Origin of the sequence: Streptomyces canus, assembly GCF_030815415.1 — a bacterium.
In the GTDB taxonomy this organism is placed as follows: Bacteria; Actinomycetota; Actinomycetes; order Streptomycetales; family Streptomycetaceae; genus Streptomyces; species Streptomyces canus_F.
Genome location: NZ_JAUSWW010000001.1, coordinates 7,041,628 through 7,059,370, shown reverse-complemented (window position 1 = coordinate 7,059,370; position 17,743 = coordinate 7,041,628). Strand labels below are relative to the sequence as shown.

15 protein-coding genes and 1 pseudogene are annotated in these 17,743 nt (G+C 71.2%); 7 read left to right on the top strand and 9 right to left on the bottom strand.

Annotated elements, in window-relative coordinates; all coding sequences use genetic code 11:
* Positions 1-27: 27 nt before the first annotated feature.
* Complete coding sequence (locus tag QF037_RS32605; RefSeq protein ID WP_307031423.1) at positions 28-2,496, bottom strand: glycoside hydrolase family 3 protein; 2,469 nt, start codon at positions 2,494-2,496, stop codon at positions 28-30.
* A 102-nt stretch (positions 2,497-2,598) separates the two neighbouring features.
* Between QF037_RS32605 and QF037_RS32600 the strand changes: the two genes are divergently transcribed.
* Entirely contained in the window at positions 2,599-3,198 is a 600-nt protein-coding gene (locus QF037_RS32600; RefSeq protein WP_307031422.1) for a TetR/AcrR family transcriptional regulator, read from the top strand.
* Here the strand turns inward: QF037_RS32600 and QF037_RS32595 are convergent.
* Both QF037_RS32595 and QF037_RS32590 read right to left on the bottom strand, forming a co-directional pair.
* Positions 3,152-3,571 carry a RidA family protein gene (locus QF037_RS32595; RefSeq protein ID WP_307031420.1) on the bottom strand — a complete coding sequence of 140 codons (420 nt, stop codon included), beginning with the start codon at positions 3,569-3,571 and terminating at the stop codon, positions 3,152-3,154. The two genes, QF037_RS32600 and QF037_RS32595, sit on opposite strands and share 47 nt — an antisense overlap.
* Positions 3,572-3,591: 20 nt before the next feature.
* Positions 3,592-4,389, bottom strand: a complete 798-nt coding sequence (locus QF037_RS32590) for an NAD(P)-dependent oxidoreductase (protein WP_307031418.1) — start codon at positions 4,387-4,389, stop codon at positions 3,592-3,594.
* Between the two features lie 49 nt (positions 4,390-4,438).
* Between QF037_RS32590 and QF037_RS32585 the strand changes: the two genes are divergently transcribed.
* From QF037_RS32585 to QF037_RS32575, 3 genes are all read left to right on the top strand, one after another.
* A complete protein-coding gene (locus tag QF037_RS32585) occupies positions 4,439-5,383 on the top strand; it encodes a LysR family transcriptional regulator (protein WP_373463846.1) in 945 nt (314 codons plus the stop codon).
* Positions 5,384-5,563: 180 nt separating this feature from the next.
* Positions 5,564-6,814: a pyroglutamyl peptidase gene (locus QF037_RS32580; protein WP_307031414.1), complete on the top strand. Its 1,251-nt coding sequence runs from the start codon at positions 5,564-5,566 to the stop codon at positions 6,812-6,814.
* A 302-nt stretch (positions 6,815-7,116) separates the two neighbouring features.
* Positions 7,117-8,319 (top strand): RNA-guided endonuclease InsQ/TnpB family protein, encoded by a 1,203-nt coding sequence (locus QF037_RS32575; protein WP_307037489.1) that lies wholly within the window; start codon positions 7,117-7,119, stop codon positions 8,317-8,319.
* Positions 8,320-8,439: 120 nt separating this feature from the next.
* Here the strand turns inward: QF037_RS32575 and QF037_RS32570 are convergent, their stop codons facing one another.
* Together QF037_RS32570 and QF037_RS32565 are read right to left on the bottom strand one after the other, a co-directional pair.
* The gene (locus QF037_RS32570; protein WP_307031412.1) at positions 8,440-9,237 is read right to left on the bottom strand and encodes an EI24 domain-containing protein; all 798 of its coding nucleotides are present in this window, start codon (positions 9,235-9,237) and stop codon (positions 8,440-8,442) included.
* A 101-nt stretch (positions 9,238-9,338) separates the two neighbouring features.
* Positions 9,339-10,157 (bottom strand): hypothetical protein, encoded by an 819-nt coding sequence (locus QF037_RS32565; RefSeq protein ID WP_307031410.1) that lies wholly within the window; start codon positions 10,155-10,157, stop codon positions 9,339-9,341.
* Positions 10,158-10,404: 247 nt separating this feature from the next.
* Here QF037_RS32565 and QF037_RS32560 point away from each other — a divergent pair, with 247 nt between their 5' ends.
* A complete protein-coding gene (locus QF037_RS32560; RefSeq protein WP_307031406.1) occupies positions 10,405-12,948 on the top strand; it encodes a M14 family zinc carboxypeptidase in 2,544 nt (847 codons plus the stop codon).
* A gap of 26 nt (positions 12,949-12,974) precedes the next feature.
* On the top strand, positions 12,975-14,126 hold the full coding sequence (locus tag QF037_RS32555; protein ID WP_307031403.1) for a serine hydrolase domain-containing protein: 1,152 nt from the start codon (positions 12,975-12,977) through the stop codon (positions 14,124-14,126).
* A 68-nt stretch (positions 14,127-14,194) separates the two neighbouring features.
* On the opposite strand, the gene QF037_RS32550 is transcribed toward QF037_RS32555, so the two are convergent.
* Together QF037_RS32550 and QF037_RS32545 are read right to left on the bottom strand one after the other, a co-directional pair.
* Positions 14,195-14,614: an organic hydroperoxide resistance protein gene (locus tag QF037_RS32550; protein WP_307031401.1), complete on the bottom strand. Its 420-nt coding sequence runs from the start codon at positions 14,612-14,614 to the stop codon at positions 14,195-14,197.
* 95 nt (positions 14,615-14,709) lie between these two features.
* The gene (locus QF037_RS32545; protein ID WP_307031397.1) at positions 14,710-15,708 is read right to left on the bottom strand and encodes an NADP-dependent oxidoreductase; all 999 of its coding nucleotides are present in this window, start codon (positions 15,706-15,708) and stop codon (positions 14,710-14,712) included.
* Between the two features lie 89 nt (positions 15,709-15,797).
* Here QF037_RS32545 and QF037_RS32540 point away from each other — a divergent pair, with 89 nt between their 5' ends.
* The gene (locus tag QF037_RS32540; RefSeq protein WP_307031395.1) at positions 15,798-16,235 is read left to right on the top strand and encodes a MarR family winged helix-turn-helix transcriptional regulator; all 438 of its coding nucleotides are present in this window, start codon (positions 15,798-15,800) and stop codon (positions 16,233-16,235) included.
* Between the two features lie 495 nt (positions 16,236-16,730).
* Here QF037_RS32540 and QF037_RS32535 read toward each other — a convergent pair whose 3' ends face one another.
* Together QF037_RS32535 and QF037_RS51510 are read right to left on the bottom strand one after the other, a co-directional pair.
* Entirely contained in the window at positions 16,731-17,099 is a 369-nt protein-coding gene (locus tag QF037_RS32535; RefSeq protein ID WP_307031393.1) for a hypothetical protein, read from the bottom strand.
* Between the two features lie 24 nt (positions 17,100-17,123).
* Positions 17,124-17,663 (bottom strand): annotated as a pseudogene (locus QF037_RS51510) (SCO2400 family protein); the annotation flags it as partial.
* Positions 17,664-17,743 lie beyond the last annotated feature (80 nt).

The window sequence follows — 17,743 nt, the reverse complement described above, 5'->3', positions numbered from 1 at the left end:
CTGCTCATGGGGAGTCCTGCTCCCGGATCAGACGTTAATCGTGGCGGTGAGGCGACGGTCCGTGATCGAGCGGCCGATCTGGATCTCGTACGAACCCTTCACAAACGACCATGAGCCCTCCGCGCCCTCTCCCCCGGTCCATGTCTCGAAGGCGCGGCGCGGGATCTCGACGGTGCCCTCCGCGCTCTCGCCGGGCGCGGCCTCGACACCGGCGAAGCCGGCCAGCAGGCGCTCGGGGCGGTCGAGGCCGGGAGCGTCGGCGGGGGCGAGGTAGACCTGGACGACCTCGCGGCCGGTGCGCTCGCCGGAGTTGCGGAGGCGGACGCGGACCGTGGTGCCCTCGACCTGGACGGACTCATACGTCCAGTCGGTGTAGCCGAGGCCGTGGCCGAAGGGGTACGAGGGGGTGCGGCCCTCCTTCGCCCAGGCGCGGTAGCCGATGAACACGTCCTCGGTGTACGGGAGTTCGCCGTCGGCGGGGATCACCCGGGTGACCGGGGCGGCGTCCAGGGAGCCCCAGGTGGTGGGCAGGCGGCCGCCGGGCTCGTGGGCTCCGGTGAGGACGTCGGCGAGGGCGGCTCCGCCCTCCTGGCCGGGGAACCAGCTCAGGAGTACGGCGGCGACGTCGTCGCGCCAGGGCAGTTCGACCGGGGAGCCGGAGTTGACGACGACCACGGTGTTCGGATTGGCGGCGGCGACAGCGCGGACGAGGTCGTCCTGGCGGCCGGGCAGTGCGAGGTCCCCGCGGTCGAAGCCCTCGGACTCGACGCGGTCGGTGGTGGCGACCACGACGACGGCGGTGTCGGCGTTCCGGGCGGCCTCGACGGCCTCGGCGATCAGCTCGTCGGCGTCGCGCCGCGGCTCCTGGTGGGCGAGGGCGAAGGCGATGACCATGAACGGGATGCCCTCGGGCAGCTGGAAGACATAGGTGAGGGAGACCTCGACCGGCTCGCCCGCGGTCAGTTCGACCTCGCCGTGCGGCACCGGGGAGCCGAAGAAGGCCTCGAAGGGGTCGCTGGTGTCGGCGGGGAGCTGGAGGTCGTCGTAGTACGTCGTGCCGTCGACGGTGAGGGTGAAGGCGCCGACGCCCTTGATGCCGAAGGTGTGGGTGCCGCTCTCGCGCGGGGTGAAGGTGCCGGTCAGCTCGATGGTGTGGAGGGTGTCGTGGGTGACGCCCTCGGGGAGGTCGTTGCCCATCCACTGGATCTGGCCGCCCGGGGCGTTGCCGGTGCCGATGACGTTGCCGTCGGTGTCGCGGCAGACGGCGCGCAGGGTGAACCCCTTGTCGGCGACCGCGAGTTCGGTGTTGGGGTCGGCGCCGACGGCGTAGGTGAGGGTGCCCTCGGGGAGGGCGGCGGTGAGGCCGTCGAGCGGGGAGACGATCCGGGGCGGGAAGACGGTGGCGGAGCCGCCGCCGAGGACGCGGGCGTCGCGGGCGGCGGCGCCGATCAGCGCCACGGTGCCCTGCTTCAGCGGCAGCGCGCTGTTCCCGTCGCGTACCTCGTTGCGGACCAGGACGAAGGCGCGGCGGGCGATCTCGCGGGCCAGCGCCTCGCCGTCGATCGCGTCCGGGAGCTCGGTGACGACCGGCTCGGCGTTCTCCAGGATGCCCACACGGGCGGCGAGCCGCAGGACGTTGCGTACCGCCTCGTCGACCTTGGCCTCCTCGACCTCGCCGTCGCGGACGGCCTGGGCGAGGGCCTCGCCGTACACGGTCCGGGGGCCCGGCATGGCGACGTCGAGGCCGCCCTCGATGGCGCCCTTCGTCGAGCGGGCGGCCATCCAGTCGGAGACGTTGTAGCCGTCGAAGCCCCACTCGCCGCGCGCGATCTCGTTCACGAGGTGGTGGTGCTCGGTCATCGTCACGCCGTTGACCTGGTTGTACGCGGTCATGATGCCCCACGGGCGGGCGTTCTCGACGATGAGCTCGAAGGGCCGCAGGTAGAGCTCGCGCAGGGCGCGCTCGGAGACGACGTTGTTGACCGTGAAGCGGTCGGTCTCGGCGTCGTTGGCGACGAAGTGCTTGACGGTGGTGCCGACTCCGCCGGACTGGACGCCGTTCACATAGCCCGCGCCGATGAGTCCGGTGAGGTACGGGTCCTCGCTGTAGGCCTCGAAGTGGCGGCCGCCGAGCGGGGAGCGGTGCAGGTTGACGGTGGGGGCGAGCAGGACGTGGACGCCCTTGCGCCGGGCCTCCTGGGCGAGCAGCGCGCCGGCGCGGCGGGCGAGTTCGGGGTCCCAGGTGGCGCCGAGCGCGGTCGGGGACGGCAGCGCGATCGAGGGGTCGTCGGCGGTCCAGCGCACGCCTCGGACGCCGATCGGTCCGTCGGACATGACGAGGGACTCGAGGCCGACCTCGGGCAGCGCGGGCAGCGTCCACATGTCCTGGCCGGCCAGCAGCCGGGCCTTCGCGTCCAGGTCGAGCTTGCCGAGGGCCGCCTCCACGGCAGCCTCGCGTGCCTGGTCCGCGGGAGTGGTGGATTGGGTGCCCGCCATGGGGTCCTCCTGGTCTCGGGTCCGTGCCGTTCCCCCATCGTGCACCCGACACCTGTAGACCGGTAGGTTTCGTTATCTGGCCGTTATATTTGACATACGGTCATGCCGTACGGTGACCCCATGAACGCCAGGGTCAGGAGTGAGGAACGGCGCGCGGAGATCGTCCGGGCGGCCCTGGAGGTGATCGCCGAGCGCGGCTACCGCGGGGCGAGCCTCGCCGCCGTCGCGGAGCGTGTCGGGCTCACCCAGCAGGGGCTGCTGCACCACTTCCCCACGAAGGAAGCACTGCTGGTCGCCGTGCTCAAGGAGCGGGACCAGTGGGACGCGGTGCCGGACACCCAGTGGCGGATCGACCTGCTCGCCTCGCTCGTCGAGTACAACGCGATGCGGCCCGGCATCATCCAGACCTTCTCGGCGCTGCTCGGCGAGAGCGTGACGGACGGGCATCCGGCGCGCGCGTACTTCACCGAGCGCTATGCGCGGGTGCGCGAGTCCATGGCGGCGGTGCTGCGTGCCGAGTACGGGGACCGGCTGCCGAACGGGCTGACGCCCGAGCGGACGGCGCCGCTGCTGGTGGCGGTCATGGACGGGCTCCAGTACCAGTGGCTCCTCGACCCCGAGTCGGTGGACATGCCGGGGGCGTTCCGGGACTTCCTCAGCCTGCTGGGCGAGAACCCCGAGACCCCTGAGAACCCGGCCTGACCGCGGCGACCACCTCCACCTCGATCTGCGCCTGCGGCCGGAACAGCTTCGGTACCTCGAAGGTCATGCTGGTGGGCGGGGTCCCGGTGAGGAACTCCCGTCGTACGGCGCCGTATTCCTGGAGCCTGTCGATGTCGGTGAGGTAGGTGCGGATGTTGATGACGTCCGCGAGGGTGCCGCCGTGGGCCTTCAGCAGGGCGTCGATCGTCTCGAAGACGCCTCGGCTCTGCTCGGCGAGGGTCTCCCCCTCGGCGATCTGTCCGGAGACGAACAACAGGGCGCTGCCGTCGGCCTGTTCGACTCGGGCGACCTGGGAGTAGTAGGGGCTCAGGGGCTGGGGTGCGGAGGCGGGGTTGTCGAGGGTGACCTTCATGGATTCCCTTGTCTGCGAGGTCAGGCGGTGCGGATGCGGGCCGCGGCCCGGGAGATGTCCTCGCCGGGTTCGGCGACCCGGCGGTAGTGCTCCGAGGCGGCCTCGATGACGGGCAGTCGTGCCGTCTTCGTGGCCAGGTCGAGGTCCTTCAGCGCGAGCGTGGCGTCGAAGTGCACGCCCTCGGCGTGGGCGCGGGCGACGACTCCGGCGAGGGGCCCGCTCGCGAGGGCGGTGCGGGCCGTGCCGCCGTCCAGGCCGAGGGCGTCGGCGAGCCGCAGGGCTTCGGCGACCACCGCGATCCCGCTGATGACGGCCGAGTTGAGGACGAGCTTGAGGGCGGCGCCGGAGCCGAGGGGTCCCGTGCGGGTGACGTTGCCGAGGTGAGCGAGCACGTGCTCGACGCCGGCCGTGTCACCGCCGGCGAGAATGCCGAGGGCGCCCGAAGCCGCCTTGTCGGTGCTGCCGATGACGGGCGCGTCGACGAGGGTGACACCTTCGGACAGCCGGGCCGCGAGGCGGTGTACGGCATCCGGTCCGACGGTCGACATCTCGATCCAGTGGACGCCCGGCCGCAGGGCTGCCGCGGCCGCCCCTGCCACCCCCTCCAGCGCGTCCGGGCCGGCGAGCATGGTGATGACGACGTCGGCGTCCCGGACCGCGTCGGCCGGGGAGGCGGCGAGTCCGGCGCCCGCGGCGACGAGCGGTCCGGCCTTCTCGGCGGTGCGGTTCCAGACGGTCAACGGGTGGCCCGTGGCGAGGAGTCGGCGGGCCATGGGGGCGCCCATGTGTCCCAGGCCGAGGAATGCGATGTGCTCCATGGCGCCGACGCTATGTCCGCCCCTGTGATGCGACAAGCGAATGTCTAGCATGGGTCCCATGCCGTCTCCGCATGAGTTGCCCGATCTCTCCACCGTCTGGCTGCGCGCCTTCCTGGAAGTCGCCCACCGGGGTTCCTTCACGGTCGCCGCGCGGAGCCTCGGCTGGACCCAGTCCGCGGTGTCCCGGCAGATCTCCTCGCTGGAGTCGGCGCTGGGCGGGGCCCCGCTCTTCGACCGGCTGCCGCGGGGCGTACGGCTCACCGAGGCGGGCCGGGTGCTCGTGCCGCACGCGGAGGCCGTCGTCGAGGCGCTGCACGGGGCCGGACGCGAGCTGGCGGCGCTGCGCGAAGTGGCGGGCGGGAGGCTGCGGTTCGGGGCGTTCGCCACGGCCGACGCGGCGCTGGTGCCGCGTGCGCTCGGTGCCTTCCGCGAGCGCCATCCGCGCGTGCGGGTCTCCCGCGAGGAAGGGTTCACCCCCGGGCTCCTGGGCCGGCTCGCCGCCGGGCATCTGGACCTGGCGGTGGTGTCCACGACGGGCGGCACGCCGCTGGAGCCGTACGTCCTCCACCACCTCCTCGACGAGTCCCTGTACGTCGCCGTCCCGGCCGCGCATCCGCTGGCGGACGGCGGTCCGGTCCGCCTCGGCCGACTCGCCGACGCCGACTGGATCTCCGGCAGCGCACGCCCGGAGGGCACGCTCCTGGACGCTGCCCTGCGCCAGGGCTTCCGGCCGCGCGTCGCACACGTCGTCGCCGAGTGGACCGCCAAGCAGGGCTACGTCGCCGCGGGCCTCGGCGTGACGCTGGTCCCGGCGCTGGCGGCGGAGTCGGTGCGGCCGGACGTCGCCCTGCTGCCGGTCCTGGACGAGGGGGCACCGGCGCGGGCGGTGTACGCGGCGACCGTGCGGGGGCGCTCCGCGGTGCCTGCGGTGAGGGCGTTCGTGGGGGCGTTGCGGGAGGCTGCGGGGAGGATCGCTGTGTCGGTGGCGCAGTGACGAAAGCGCGCGCCGGTGGGGGCTGGTCGCGCCCACGCGGCGGTAGCCGCAAATTGATACAGCCCCGCGCCCCTTTCGGGGCCCAAGGAGCCCTTCCTGAATCACACACCATGGCGTAGACCACTTCCGTCACGCGATACTTCAGCCCACTCCCCCACACCAGACGGAGGCTGAACTCCCGTGGCTGCTCTACGTGTTCGGACAGTCGTCCTCGGACTCGCCCTGATGACCGGGCTCACGGTCGCCCCCCACCCGGCGCAGACCGCCGAGGCGGCTCCCACCGCCACCGTCGAGGAACAGCGGCTCGACAAGGCCGTGCCGCAGGAGATTCTGCGGCGGTCCGGATTCGACTCCGTGGCACCGGAGTTCGCACGGGAGCTCGGCTCGGCGCACAGCTTTGCGCAGGCCCGCCGGATCGTCGTACGCGAAGGATCCGCGCTGTGGAAGCGGGCCGTCGACCGGGCGCAGGGGCGGGGGCCGGCCGGGGGTGATCTGAGCCGGGACGACGACCGGCCGTTGTACTGGGCGCGGTTGGGCATGACGCGGGAGGTGCGGACCTGGGAGCCGGGGTTCGGGCTGGGCGACGGGCAACGGGCCGCGCTGCTGGACGAGTTGGAGCGGACCTCGCGGGGGCAGACCGCCATCCGATACCCGTCCGGTAAGGGGATCAAGCGGATCCTCGTCACCGGGTTCGATCCGTTCACGCTGGACCGGGACATCCGGATCTCCAATCCGTCCGGGGCGACCGCGCTCGCGCTCGACGGCACGGTGATCGAGACGGCCCAGGGGCCGGCGCGGGTGGAGACGGCCGTGTTCCCCGTGCGCTGGCGGGACTTCGCGGAGGGGACGGTGGAGCGGACGTTGCGGCCGTATCTGAGGAAGGCCGACCTCTTCACCACGGTCAGCCAGGGGCGGGTCGGGCGGTTCGACATCGAGCGGACCAACGGGGCCTGGCGGGGCGGGTTCCCGGACAACGAGAACATCTCCCGGACGGAGACCGTCCCCGTCACCGATCCGGCCTCGCAGCCGCAGTGGACGACGACGACCTTGCCGTACAAAGACATTGTGGCGGCGAGCACCGGGCGCTTCCCCGTGTACGACAACACGAGCGTGACCGAGATCCCGGCGGGAGGGACGGAACCCGTCGTACGGGCCGACGGTCCGACGGCGGGGTCGACGGCCCGGGCCGGGGGCGGCGGGGACTACCTGTCGAACGAGATCGCCTACCGGGCGACGCTGTTGCGGGACCGGCTGGGGCTGCACGACAAGCTGCCGGGTGGGCATGTGCACACGCCCGTGCTCCAGTTCGCCACCGGCAACACCACCGAGGTCACCGACCCCGAGTTCGTGCGGAACCGGCTGGACATCATCGCCCAGGTGCGGTCGATCATGACCGTGGCGGTCAATGAGACGGGGCGAACGCGAGGCTGACGCCGAGTCCGGCGAGGATGGAGCCGGTCATCTGGTCGAGGATGCCCCCCTGTGCTCACGCCGGGGTGGACGCGCCTCGTTTGCGGGCGAGGACAGAGAATCCAATCCGATGGCAACCATCCAGAACGCACTGTCACCTACCCAACAGGCAGACGAACGCACGTACATGCAGTCACCGGAGAGGGTGATCACGACGGGAGAGGGGGGCAAGCGTGTGCATCTCGCACGTACGGTCGTCCTGCAAGTGCTGAGTGACCGGGACGCGGGTAGGGAGTCAAGGCGTGGTGGCGAGGGCCGAGGGGATGGAGCACGCCCGGTTCACGTTCCGGCTTCGTCTGTCTTCGACCGCGCGCACGTCGCTGTGGGCGGAGTGGGACCGGTGCCGGTGGCTGTGGAACGAGTGCGTGGCCAAGTCCAAGCAAGTTCACGCCTGGAACGAGAACCGTCCCGAGGGTACTGACAAGCGCACCTGCGGTCCGGCGCAGCTGGACCTGATGCTGACCGCCGCCCGAGCGTCCACTCCGTGGCTGTGTGAGGGCTCCAGTGTCCCGCAGCAGCAACTCATTCGAGACTTCGGCAAGTCCCGGGCCAAGGCTCAGAAGGACATCAAGAACCAGCTGCCGCAGCCGCAGCGGGCCGGAATGCCGCGTTACAAGAAGAAGCGCGAAGCGTGCCCGACACTGAATTACACCCGGCGCGGATTCAGGCTCAAGAACGGGCGGCTGCATCTGGCAGGTGGCATCGTACTGACGGTGGTGTGGTCGCGGGACCTCCCGGCCAATCCGTCATCGGTGCGCGTGTATCAGGATGGTCTCGGGCACTGGTATGCCAGTTTCGTCGTCCCCGCTGAAGTCCAGCCGTTGCCCGCGACCGGCCGCGTGATCGGCGTCGACTGGGGTGTAACGGAGACCGCCACCACCACATCTGACGCCCATGACCTCCCCTGTGCTCAGCACGGGCGGAAGGCCCAAGGGAAGCTGTCCCGGTACGACCGGATGATGGCCCGCCGTCAATCGAGGAAGGGACAGCCTGCCTCCCGGGGGTACCGGGAGGCGAAGAGGCTGCGGGCAATGACCTACGAGAAGATCGCACGCCAACGGCGGGACGCTGGGCGCAAGTGGGCAAAGTCCGTCGTCCGCGACCACGATGCGATCGCCGTCGAGGACTTCAAGCCGAAGTTCCTCGCCAGAACCACCATGGCCAGGAAGGCCGCCGACGCCGCCATCGGCGCCACCAAACGGGCCCTGATCGAGATGGCCCGCAAGCACGGCAGGATCGTGCACCTGGTCCACCCCGCGCACACCACGATGGACTGCGCGCAGTGCGGAGCGAGAGCCAAGCACGCACTGCCGCTGGGTATGCGCACCTACACCTGCACCGCGTGCGGAGTGTCGAGTCCTCGGGACAAGAATTCCGCACACGTGATGCTCCAACGGGCTGGTCTCAACCCGGCTGGTGTCGAGGGCGTAAGACCATCCGGGGCGCCGCGCCGGATGGCCGCCTGAGCCAGAAATCCCTTCCCGTCAGGAGGGGAGGATTCAACTTGTTGAGGATCTTCTGACCGCACAGCATCAAGGTGTCTGATAGTCGCTGGCACCCCTACGTGGCGACGGCGAGTATCTCGGTCACGAGGTGATCCCCTCCGTGTCGTTGTCGTTGTCGTCGGAGTCCTCGCGGGTCTCCTCCCCGAGCAGTTCCCGGGCCATCAGAGTGGCGCCCGCGACCGCGCCCGGCATCAGGAACACCGCGACGAACGGCACCAGGAACGCCACGGCGAGGGGGGTGCCGAAGCCCCAGATCAGGGTCTTGCGGGAGCGGAACAGGGCGAGCCGGTCGCGGAGTTCGACGCCGCGGCGCTGGAGGGCCACGGCGGCGAGTTCCTCGGTGAGGAAGAAGCCGGTGACGAAGAACCCGATCACCGGGACGACGGTCTGTCCGACGAACGGGATGAAACCGAGGGCGAAGAGCAGGACCGCCCAGAGCAGGGCACGGACCACGATCCGCAGGCTGTCGCGGCCCGAGATCCACAGCTCGCGCCAGAGGGGGAGGCCGGACTCGGGGGCGGTGCCGTCCGGGGACACATCGCGGTCGACCTTCTCCGAGAGGCTCTCGTAGAAGGGCTGGCCGATCAGGAGCGTGACCGCGGTGAAGGTCAGGACCGCGAGGAGGAGGGCGAGGGCCCACAGCACGACGGTGAGGAAACCGCGGAAGAGGCCGAGCCAGGGGCTGGACCAGTCGTCGGCGAAGGGGGTGGCCCAGCCGATGAAGTCCTCGCCCCAGACCGCGAGCGAGACGAGCGCCGCCGCGTAGAGAACGAGGGTGATCAGGCCCGGGATCAGCCCGAAGCCGTACTGCTTGCCGTGCCGGGCCACCCATCGCTGGCCCTTCAGCAGGTATGTGAAGCCCACCCCAAGATCGCGCATGGGGGAACTCTATCGGGCGCCGGGGACAGGGTTCCCGGCCGTGGAACCCGCTGAACTCCGCCCTCGTCTCTGGTGGCTCCGCTCAGCGGGGCCCCTCCTGATCACCCCGGCACCACCGCCACCACAACCCCCCGCTCATCCGCCGGACTCACCGCCGCCTGCACCCGTACCGCCGCCGCCCGGGCCACCCGGCCCGCACGCGACGCCCCGGCCAGCAGCACCGGCTGGAGCTGCTCAAGGCCCGCCACCAGCAGCTCCTCCCCGGCGATCAGTACCGGACGGGCCGCCTTCGTGGTCGCCGCCGCCGCTTCCGTGAGGTCGGCGAGGGGCTGGAGGGAGGCACGGACCACGCCCGCGCCGGCGGCGGCCGCACGTTCGGCCAGGGCGAGCTGGAGCGGCATCAGCGGGGCCAGCGCCGCGGTCAACGCGTCGGCGATGCGGCGGAGTTCGGGGGAGGAATCGCGGAGGATCTCCGCCGCCGTACGGATCACCGGGGTCAACGCGAGCAGGGTGCCCGCCGCCAGCCCGGCCGCCGCGGGCAGCAGCGGGGACATCGCCTCCACCAGGTCGCCCAGCGCGGTCGCGAACTCCTCCACCGCCGGCTCCACCGCGTCCAGCACCGGCAGCAGGCTGTCGCCCAGCGCCGTCAGCAGGGCCTGGGCCGGTTCGCTGACCGGGTGGACGGCCAGGGGAGCGCCGCTCGTGCCGAGCCGGGTCAGGGTGTCCACCATCCGGTAGAACGCCTCCTGCGCCTGCGGCGACGCGCTCGCCTGGGCCAGCTCCGCCGTCGTCTCGCGCAGGACCCGCAGCAGCTCCTGGCCGGAACCGTCCCTGGGGTCGAAGGTGTTGATCGCGATCTTCGTGATGTTCCCGGCCGTGTCCAGGAGTTGGCCGGTGATGTCGCTGGTGCTGCGCGCCATGCGTAGCACTTCTTCCCTGCTGGGGAAAGGGGGGATCGATGCCATGAGGAGCTCTCCTCGAGTCGCCGGACAAGCCGCCGTTGCCGGGTCCGTCGCCGGGTGTCCCGAGCTCAGCATGCCCCGTCCGGGCCCCTCGGGATGCGCCATCCGGGGCATCCGTGACACGAACTCCCTCTTGTTCCGGTTGAGTCGAACAGGTACATGTCGCCGTACCGATCTCAGGAAGCTCCCGGAGGAGGTACGACGCGTGCGCACCACAAGAACCGCACCCGCGAGACCCGTACTGATCGCCGCCCTCGCCCTCACCACGGCAGGCTCACTGCTGCTCACCCCGCACGCGGCCGGCGCGGAACCCGCGCCGCCCGTCACCCGGGACCAGGCCCCGCTCGACCAGCGGGCCGCACAGGCCCCCGCGAGCGCCGCCGAGAGGGCCCTCGCCGACGAACAGGCGGCCGGTGGCGCGGTCCGCGGCTACCCCCGCGAGCAGTTCCTCTCCCCCGACCCGGAGAACCCCGCCGACAAGTCCATCAAGCTCGGGCTCACCCCGTACCACGCGATCGCCCCGAAGCTGAACGCCGTCCAGGCCCTCGGCGACCGCGTCAGCGTCGAGGTCGCCGGACGGTCGGCCGGCGGACACCGGCTCTACCTCGTGACCGTCACCGCGCCCGAGACGGCCCGCCAGGCCCGCGCCCAGGAGCGGATGCGCGACCTCATCGAGAACTCCCCCGCGCAGGCCGCCAAGTCGCCCGAGATCAAGGCCGGTTACAAGGCGCCCGTCTTCTTCAACAACAACATCCACGGCAACGAGTGGGAGGGCACCGACGCCTCCCTGAAGCTCATCGAGCAGCTCGCCACCGCCACGGACGCCAGGACCCGGGACCTGCTCGCCCACTCCCGGCTCTACTTCAACATCACCGCCAACCCGGACGGCCGTATCGCCGGCACCCGCGCCAACGCCAACGGCTTCGACATGAACCGGGACTTCGTCACCGCCTCGCAGCCCGAGGTACGGGCGATGCGGCAGATCGAGATCGACAAGCAGCCCGCCGTCATGCTCGACCTGCACGGCTACGTCAACGGCACCCTCATCGAGCCCACCACTCCCCCGCACGGCGAGAACTACGAGTACGACCTGTTCCTGAAGAACACCTACGCCAACGCCCTCGGCATGGAGGCCGCCGTCAACGGCCTCGGCTACACGCCCGCGAAGGACGGGGTGCAACCCGCGCAGATCCCCTTCCGGGACCAGGAGGAGGGCTGGGACGACTGGCCGCCGATCTTCACCCCGCAGTACGCGGCCTTCCACGGCACGGTCGCCGCGCACACGGTCGAGATCCCGTTGCAGGTGAACAACGCGGCCTACGACAGCCTGCCGGTGGCGGAGCTGCGGCGCCGTTCGGCCGTCAACGTGGACGTCGCCGGTGCCGCCATCCGCGCCACGCTCGACTTCGTCCGGGCCCACCGCACCGCACTGGTGAACGACCAGATCGAGGTGTTCCGCCGCGGGGCCACGGGCGCCGCACAGGTCCCCGTCTCCTCCGAGACGGTCCCCGGAGTCCCCGGCATCGGCCCCGAGGACGTCTACACGACTGTCTTCCCGCGCGCCTACGTCCTGCCCGGCGGCACGAAGGCCACCGCCACCGCCCGGCTCGTCGACCACCTCCTCGCCAACGACGTCCGCGTCACCCGCGCGAGCCACGCCTTCCGGCTCGGCGCGACGACGTACGCGAAGGGCTCGTACGTCGTCGACATGCACCAGCCCAAGCGGGGCCTGGCCAATGTGCTGCTCGCCGACGGACGGGACATCAGCGACAAGGTCTCGGTGATGTACGACATCTCGGGCTGGAGCCTGGGCCGGTTGTGGGGCGCCACGGTGGAGCCGGTGCCGGCCGGGACCCTCAAGGGCCTTCCGCTGCGATCGGTCAGCGAGGCCACGGCCGTCGGCCACGTCGCCCCGCGCGGCACCCTGCGGCTGCGCCTGGACGACCCGCAGGCGATCGCCGCCGTCAACTCCCTTCTCCGGCAAGGTGTTCCGGTACGGCGGACAGCCGACGGCGGCAGCGCGATCGTCCCGGCGTCGGCGCGGCAGAAGGCGGCCGAACTGGCCCGGAGGTACGACGTGGCCTTCGACGCGACGCCCTTCACCGGCACCCAGCCACTCCACCGCACCCGGGTCGCCGCCGCCGTGACCTCCGGCGAGCTCTTCGCGCTGCGTGAGATGAACTTCGAGGTCACCCCGGTCTCGACGGCCGCCGCCAACGCGGGCTTCGACTGGTCGTCGGCGGACGTCCTGTTCGTGTCCACAGGGCTGGAGTACGGCGATCTCACCCCGTCCGCCCGTACGGCCCTGGACGCCTTCCTCGACGCCGGTCACGGTCTCGTCGGGCGCGGCGTCACCGGAGCCGAACTCGCCACCGCCACCGGCCTGCTGGCCGCGAAGCCGGTCGAGGGCAACGGGGACGCCAACGGTGTGGTGCGGGTGGTGAACTCGGGGCCGGTGACCGCCGGCGCTCCCGGGCACGGTTTCGTGTACGCGCCCGTCTGGTTCACGGACCTCGGCCCGCAGGTCCGCGTGGAGCAGTCGTACGCGACCGGGAACCCCCTCGTCTCCGGGCACTGGCGCCCGTCGGCGGACGGCGGCGGCGGACCCCTGGCCGCAGCCGGACAGCCCTCGGTCGTCAGCGGTCCGCAGTCGGTCCTGTTCGGCACCGAGCCCCTCTTCCGGGATCATCCGAAGGGAGAATTCCCGCAGGTCGCAGGGGCGTTGTTCCGCGTGGCCGACGCCGGCTAGCGGTGTAGATCAGTCAAGGAGAGCGGATGACACAGGAGATACACGGCACCGTCGCCGACGGCTTCGAGGCGGTGCGCGAGGAGTTCGCCGCGGTCGTGGCCGGTGAACGCCCCGACTACGAGGGCCAGTTGTGCGCGTACGTCCATGGCCGCAGGGTCGTGGACCTGTGGACGGGCGACGGCAACGACGCCGACTCCCTGCACGCGGTGTTCTCGTCGACGAAGGGTGCCGCGCATCTCGTGGCCGCTCTCCTCGTCCAGGACGGCACGCTCGAACTGGACCGCAAGGTGACCTACTACTGGCCGGAGTTCGCGGCCGAGGGCAAGGGCGCGCTGACCCTGCGCGAGCTGATCACGCACCGGGCCGGGCTGGTCGGTCTCGACGCCGGGTTCAGCCGGGAGGAGCTGGCCGACGACCGGGCGATCGCCGAACGCCTCGCCGACCAGCGGCCGTTCTGGCGCCCGGGCACGGCCTTCGGCTATCACGCCCTGGTGATCGGCGCGCTCACCGGCGAGGTCGTACGCCGGGCGACGGGCCGTTCGATCCAGGAGCTGTGGGAGGAGCGGATCCGGGCTCCGTACGGCCTGGACTTCCACCTGGGCCTGCCCGCGGCCCTGGAACCGCGGTACCGCTCCGCGCAGCCGATGATCCCCACCCCCGTCCAGCAGGCCGAGATCGATGCCACCCCCACCGGCCCGCACACTCTGACGTCGATCGCGTTCAACACACACGTGCCGGACCCGGGTGACCTGCTGGAGTACATCAACTCCCGTACCGTGCGGGTCAAGGGCCCGGCGTCGGCGGGCGGGGTGGCGGCCGCGCGCGGGCTCGCCGGAATGTACGCGGCGGCGATCAGCGAGGTGGGCGACCGGCCGCCACTCCTCAAGCCGGACACGATCGCCGAGGTCGGCCAGATCCACTCCACCGGCTACGACCTGGTGGCCCGCCAGCACCGCTCCTTCGGCCTGGGCTTCCAGGCGATCGCCGACAGCCGTCACCCGTTCCTGGGCGCCGGCACCTTCGGGCACAGCGGCGCGGGCGGCTCCCAGGCCTTCGCCGACCCGTGGAGCGGCCTCGCCTACGGCTACACCCGGCGCCGGCTCGCCTTCCCGGGCGGGGCGGCACCGGAGAACGACCGGCTGGTGAGGGCGGTGCACACCGCGGCGCTGGCGAGTTGACCGACGGCAACAGCGAAGGCCGCACCCCACGTCCAGGGGTGCGGCCTCCGTCGTACGCAACGAACGGGTCAGACCAGCGTCACGCTGATGTTGCCGCGGGTCGCCTTGGAGTACGGGCAGACCTGGTGGGCCTTCTCGAGGAGGGCCCTGGCGGTCTCGGCGTCGACGTTCGGGATCCGGGCCGAGATCTCGACGATGATCCCGAAGCCGTCGTCGTTCTTGCCGATGCCGACCTTCGCGGTGACCGTCGAGCCGGAGATGTCGGCCTTCTCCAGACGGGCGACGACGCCGAGGGCGCCCTGGAAGCAGGCGCTGTAACCGGCGGCGAACAGCTGCTCCGGGTTGGTGCCCTCGCCACTGCCGCCCATCTCCTTGGGCGGGTTCACGACGACGTCGAGCCTGCCGTCCTCGGTGGCCACCCGGCCGTCGCGACCGTTCTCGGCGGTGGCGACGGCGGTGTAGAGGACGTCGGTCTGCTGGATGGACATGCGGTGTCTTCCTCCTAGGTCCGCCGCGCTCGCGCCCACGATCGACGACGGGTTTCGGAAAGAAGTTACCGCATGCCGGAAACCGACAGAAGATGTCAGACCTTGACGATCATCTTTCCGGTGTTGTCGCCGCGCAGGACGCCCAGGAAGGCCTCCAGGTTGTTCTCGATGCCCTCGACGACGGTCTCGCGGTACTTCAGCGCGCCCGAGGCGACCCAGGGGCCGACCTCCTGGACGAACTGGGACTGGAGGTCGTAGTGGTCGCTGACCAGGAAGCCCTCGATGCGGCCGCGGGTCGCGATGAGGCGGGCGAGGTTCTTCGGGCCGGGGGCGGGCTCGGTGCTGTTGTAGACGGAGATCATGCCGCAGACGGCGATGCGGCCGCCCTCGTTGAGAGAGCCGATGGCGGCCTCCAGGTGGTCACCGCCGACATTGTCGAAGTAGACGTCGACACCGTCGGGAGCGGCGGCGCGCAGCTGCTCGCTCACCGGGCCGCTCTTGTAATTGAAGGCGGCGTCGAAGCCGTACTCCTCGACGAGGAGCTTGACCTTCTCATCGGACCCGGCCGAGCCGATGACCCGCGAGGCGCCCTTGAGCTTGGCGATCTGACCGACCTGGCTGCCGACGGCACCGGCCGCGCCGGACACGAAGACGCTGTCGCCCTCCTTGAAGACGGCGGTGCGCAGCAGGCCGGCGTAGGCGGTGAGGCCGGTCATGCCGAGGACGCCGAGGTACGTCGACAGGGGCGCGGCCTCCGGGTCGACCTTCACGGCCTGCGCGGCGTCGAACGTGGCGTACTCGCGCCAGCCGCCGAAGTGCAGGACGTGGTCGCCGACGGCTATGCCCTTCGCCTCGGAGGCGACGACCTCGCCGACCGCGCCGCCCTGCATCACCTTGCCGAGCTCGAAGGGGGCGACGTAGGACTTCGCGGCGCTCATACGGCCGCGCATGTACGGATCGACGGACAGGTACTTGTTCCGTACGAGCACCTGCCCCTCGGCGGGCTGCCGGACCTCCGCCTCGACCAGGGCGAAGTCCTCGGGCTTGGGCCAGCCGACGGGGCGGGAGAGGAGGTGCCACTCGCGGTTGATCATGACGGAGCCTTTCAGATTTACTTCAGTACCTTAAACAACCATGCTCCTGAATATTTCAGGTTGTCAAGTAATGGGGGTACGCTGGGGCCATGGCCACACCACAGAAGACCGCTCGTCCCGATGCGCTGACCCTTGAGGTCGTCGAGCTGATCGGGGACGTCGTGGCCCGTTTCTACGCGGATTTCGAGGATGCGGCGGCGGAGCATGCGCTGACCGGGGCGCAGGCTCGGCTGGTGAGTCTGCTGGCGCTGGAGCCGCTGCCGATGCGGAAGCTGGCGCACAAGCTGCGGTGTGAGCCGTCCAATGTCACCGGGATCGTGGATCGGCTGGAGTCTCGCGGGCTGGTGGAGCGGCGGCCGGATCCTGCGGATCGGCGGGTGAAGCTGGCGGCGGTGACGGAGGAAGGGCGGGCGGTGGCCCGCAGCCTTCGGGAGTCGTTGCGGTTCGCTCGGGAGCCGTTGGCGGGGTTGTCCGATGCGGAGCGGACGGTTTTCCGGGATCTGTTGCGGCGGATGCTGGGGGTTTGAGACGGGGGGTACGCGCCGGGCGGTTCCTCGCCCCCGCCGCCCCTACCCGTCCCATCCTCCAGGGGCTGCCGCCCCTTCGACCCCGCCCCAGGGGGCTCCGCCCCCTGGACCCCCATCGGCCCGAAGGGCCTCGTCCTCAAACGCCGGACGGGCTGAAAATACCTGGACCGGCATCGAGAGGCGGAGCCCTCTCCGGGTGGGTGGGGATCGGGATGGCGAGCCCCCGTCCCCGGACGCCGGACCGGCCGCCACCGTAGAGCCGTCTCCTGTGACCCCCGGCGGGACGGGCCCGCGCTCGCGCAACGGCGAGAAGGGGACGTACCGGGGGGTGTCCGCCCGCAGCCTCGGGCGACCAACCAAGAGCACATCCCCAACCCACAGCACCGCCCGACCGAGGACGGACACCCCCCGGTGCGGCACCGACCCCCAACGACGAGCAGTGCGCAACGCGAACCCCCACCAACCCGCCACGGGCCGCCGCAGGCATCCACCCGCCTAGGTGCACCACCACAGGAAGCGTTCGCACGTCTGGGTCGGGGACGGGGCTGGTGTCGGGTCCGATGTTGTCGGGTTCGACGTGGGGGTCGCGGAGGATGCCGGGGTCGTTGCCGCCGGGGCGGATGTGGTGAGGTTCGGAGCGGAGGCTTCCGCGGACTGGGTGCCCTTGTCGGGGTCCTTGGACTCCGAGGCCGAGGCCGATGCCGACGGGGACTTCGAGGCGTCCGGTGATGCGGAGGCCGACGGGGTGGTTCCGTTCTCGTCGGTCAGTGGCTCCGCCGGCTTGCTCGCCTCCGCCTCGGCCGCGCCCTCCGCCGACTCGCCCCCCGCCGCGGCAGGCGTCGACGACGAGCCGGGAGCGTCCATGCCGAGCTCCGCCAGGCTCAGACCACCGGCGGCAAGCAGGAAGCCCGCCGCGATGAGCAGGGTCCGCCGGCGCCGACGCCGATGCGCCGCCGCTTTGCGGTCACGGCGACTCGTACCACCGGCGGCATCGTCCTCGGCGTCGTCCTCGAACTCGTCGAACTCGTCGGAGTCGTCGTAGCCCTCGGGCTCCTCATCGACTTCGACAGCCCTGCCACCCCTACCCCGCGCACGTCTTCGCGCCGCCCGACCACCACCCGCGGGCACTCCCACGGTCTCAGCCGCCTCGGCCCGCTCGTCGCTCTGGTCGCCACTCTCCGCGGCAACACCGCCCTTGGACCCGTCGCCGTACGCCGCACCCGTGTACCCTCCGGCAGCCCCGTACGCCTCATAGGCGTCACCGTCCGCCCCCACACCCGCCTGCTGCTGCATATGCGGCTGTTGCGGCTGGGCGGCGGCATGCGGCTCGGCCGCCGCGTACGCGTGGAGTTGTTGGGCTGAGGTGCCGCAGCCCGGGCAGGCGAGGGCTCCGTTGAGGTGCCTTCGGCACGGGAGGCAGTAGTCCATGACGCGGGAAGATTAAGTTCCTGAGCGGCGACGTTCCTAGAGGTTCCTGTGAAGGTTGTGTGGGGAACCGGACGTTCCGG

What these genes read in the sequence shown, in the direction of transcription:
- QF037_RS32565 (WP_307031410.1), bottom strand. Translation starts at nt 10,157, where the DNA reads ATGGCGCGCAGCACCAGCGACATCACCGGCCAACTCCTGGACACGGCC.
- QF037_RS32585 (WP_373463846.1), top strand. Translation starts at nt 4,439, where the DNA reads ATGGGTCCCATGCCGTCTCCGCATGAGTTGCCCGATCTCTCCACCGTC.
- QF037_RS32600 (WP_307031422.1), top strand. Translation starts at nt 2,599, where the DNA reads ATGCCGTACGGTGACCCCATGAACGCCAGGGTCAGGAGTGAGGAACGG.
- QF037_RS32555 (WP_307031403.1), top strand. Translation starts at nt 12,975, where the DNA reads ATGACACAGGAGATACACGGCACCGTCGCCGACGGCTTCGAGGCGGTG.
- QF037_RS32540 (WP_307031395.1), top strand. Translation starts at nt 15,798, where the DNA reads ATGGCCACACCACAGAAGACCGCTCGTCCCGATGCGCTGACCCTTGAG.
- QF037_RS32575 (WP_307037489.1), top strand. Translation starts at nt 7,117, where the DNA reads ATGGAGCACGCCCGGTTCACGTTCCGGCTTCGTCTGTCTTCGACCGCG.
- QF037_RS32595 (WP_307031420.1), bottom strand. Translation starts at nt 3,571, where the DNA reads ATGAAGGTCACCCTCGACAACCCCGCCTCCGCACCCCAGCCCCTGAGC.
- QF037_RS32535 (WP_307031393.1), bottom strand. Translation starts at nt 17,099, where the DNA reads ATGGACGCTCCCGGCTCGTCGTCGACGCCTGCCGCGGCGGGGGGCGAG.
- QF037_RS32605 (WP_307031423.1), bottom strand. Translation starts at nt 2,496, where the DNA reads ATGGCGGGCACCCAATCCACCACTCCCGCGGACCAGGCACGCGAGGCT.
- QF037_RS32550 (WP_307031401.1), bottom strand. Translation starts at nt 14,614, where the DNA reads ATGTCCATCCAGCAGACCGACGTCCTCTACACCGCCGTCGCCACCGCC.
- QF037_RS32570 (WP_307031412.1), bottom strand. Translation starts at nt 9,237, where the DNA reads ATGCGCGATCTTGGGGTGGGCTTCACATACCTGCTGAAGGGCCAGCGA.
- QF037_RS32545 (WP_307031397.1), bottom strand. Translation starts at nt 15,708, where the DNA reads ATGATCAACCGCGAGTGGCACCTCCTCTCCCGCCCCGTCGGCTGGCCC.
- QF037_RS32590 (WP_307031418.1), bottom strand. Translation starts at nt 4,389, where the DNA reads ATGGAGCACATCGCATTCCTCGGCCTGGGACACATGGGCGCCCCCATG.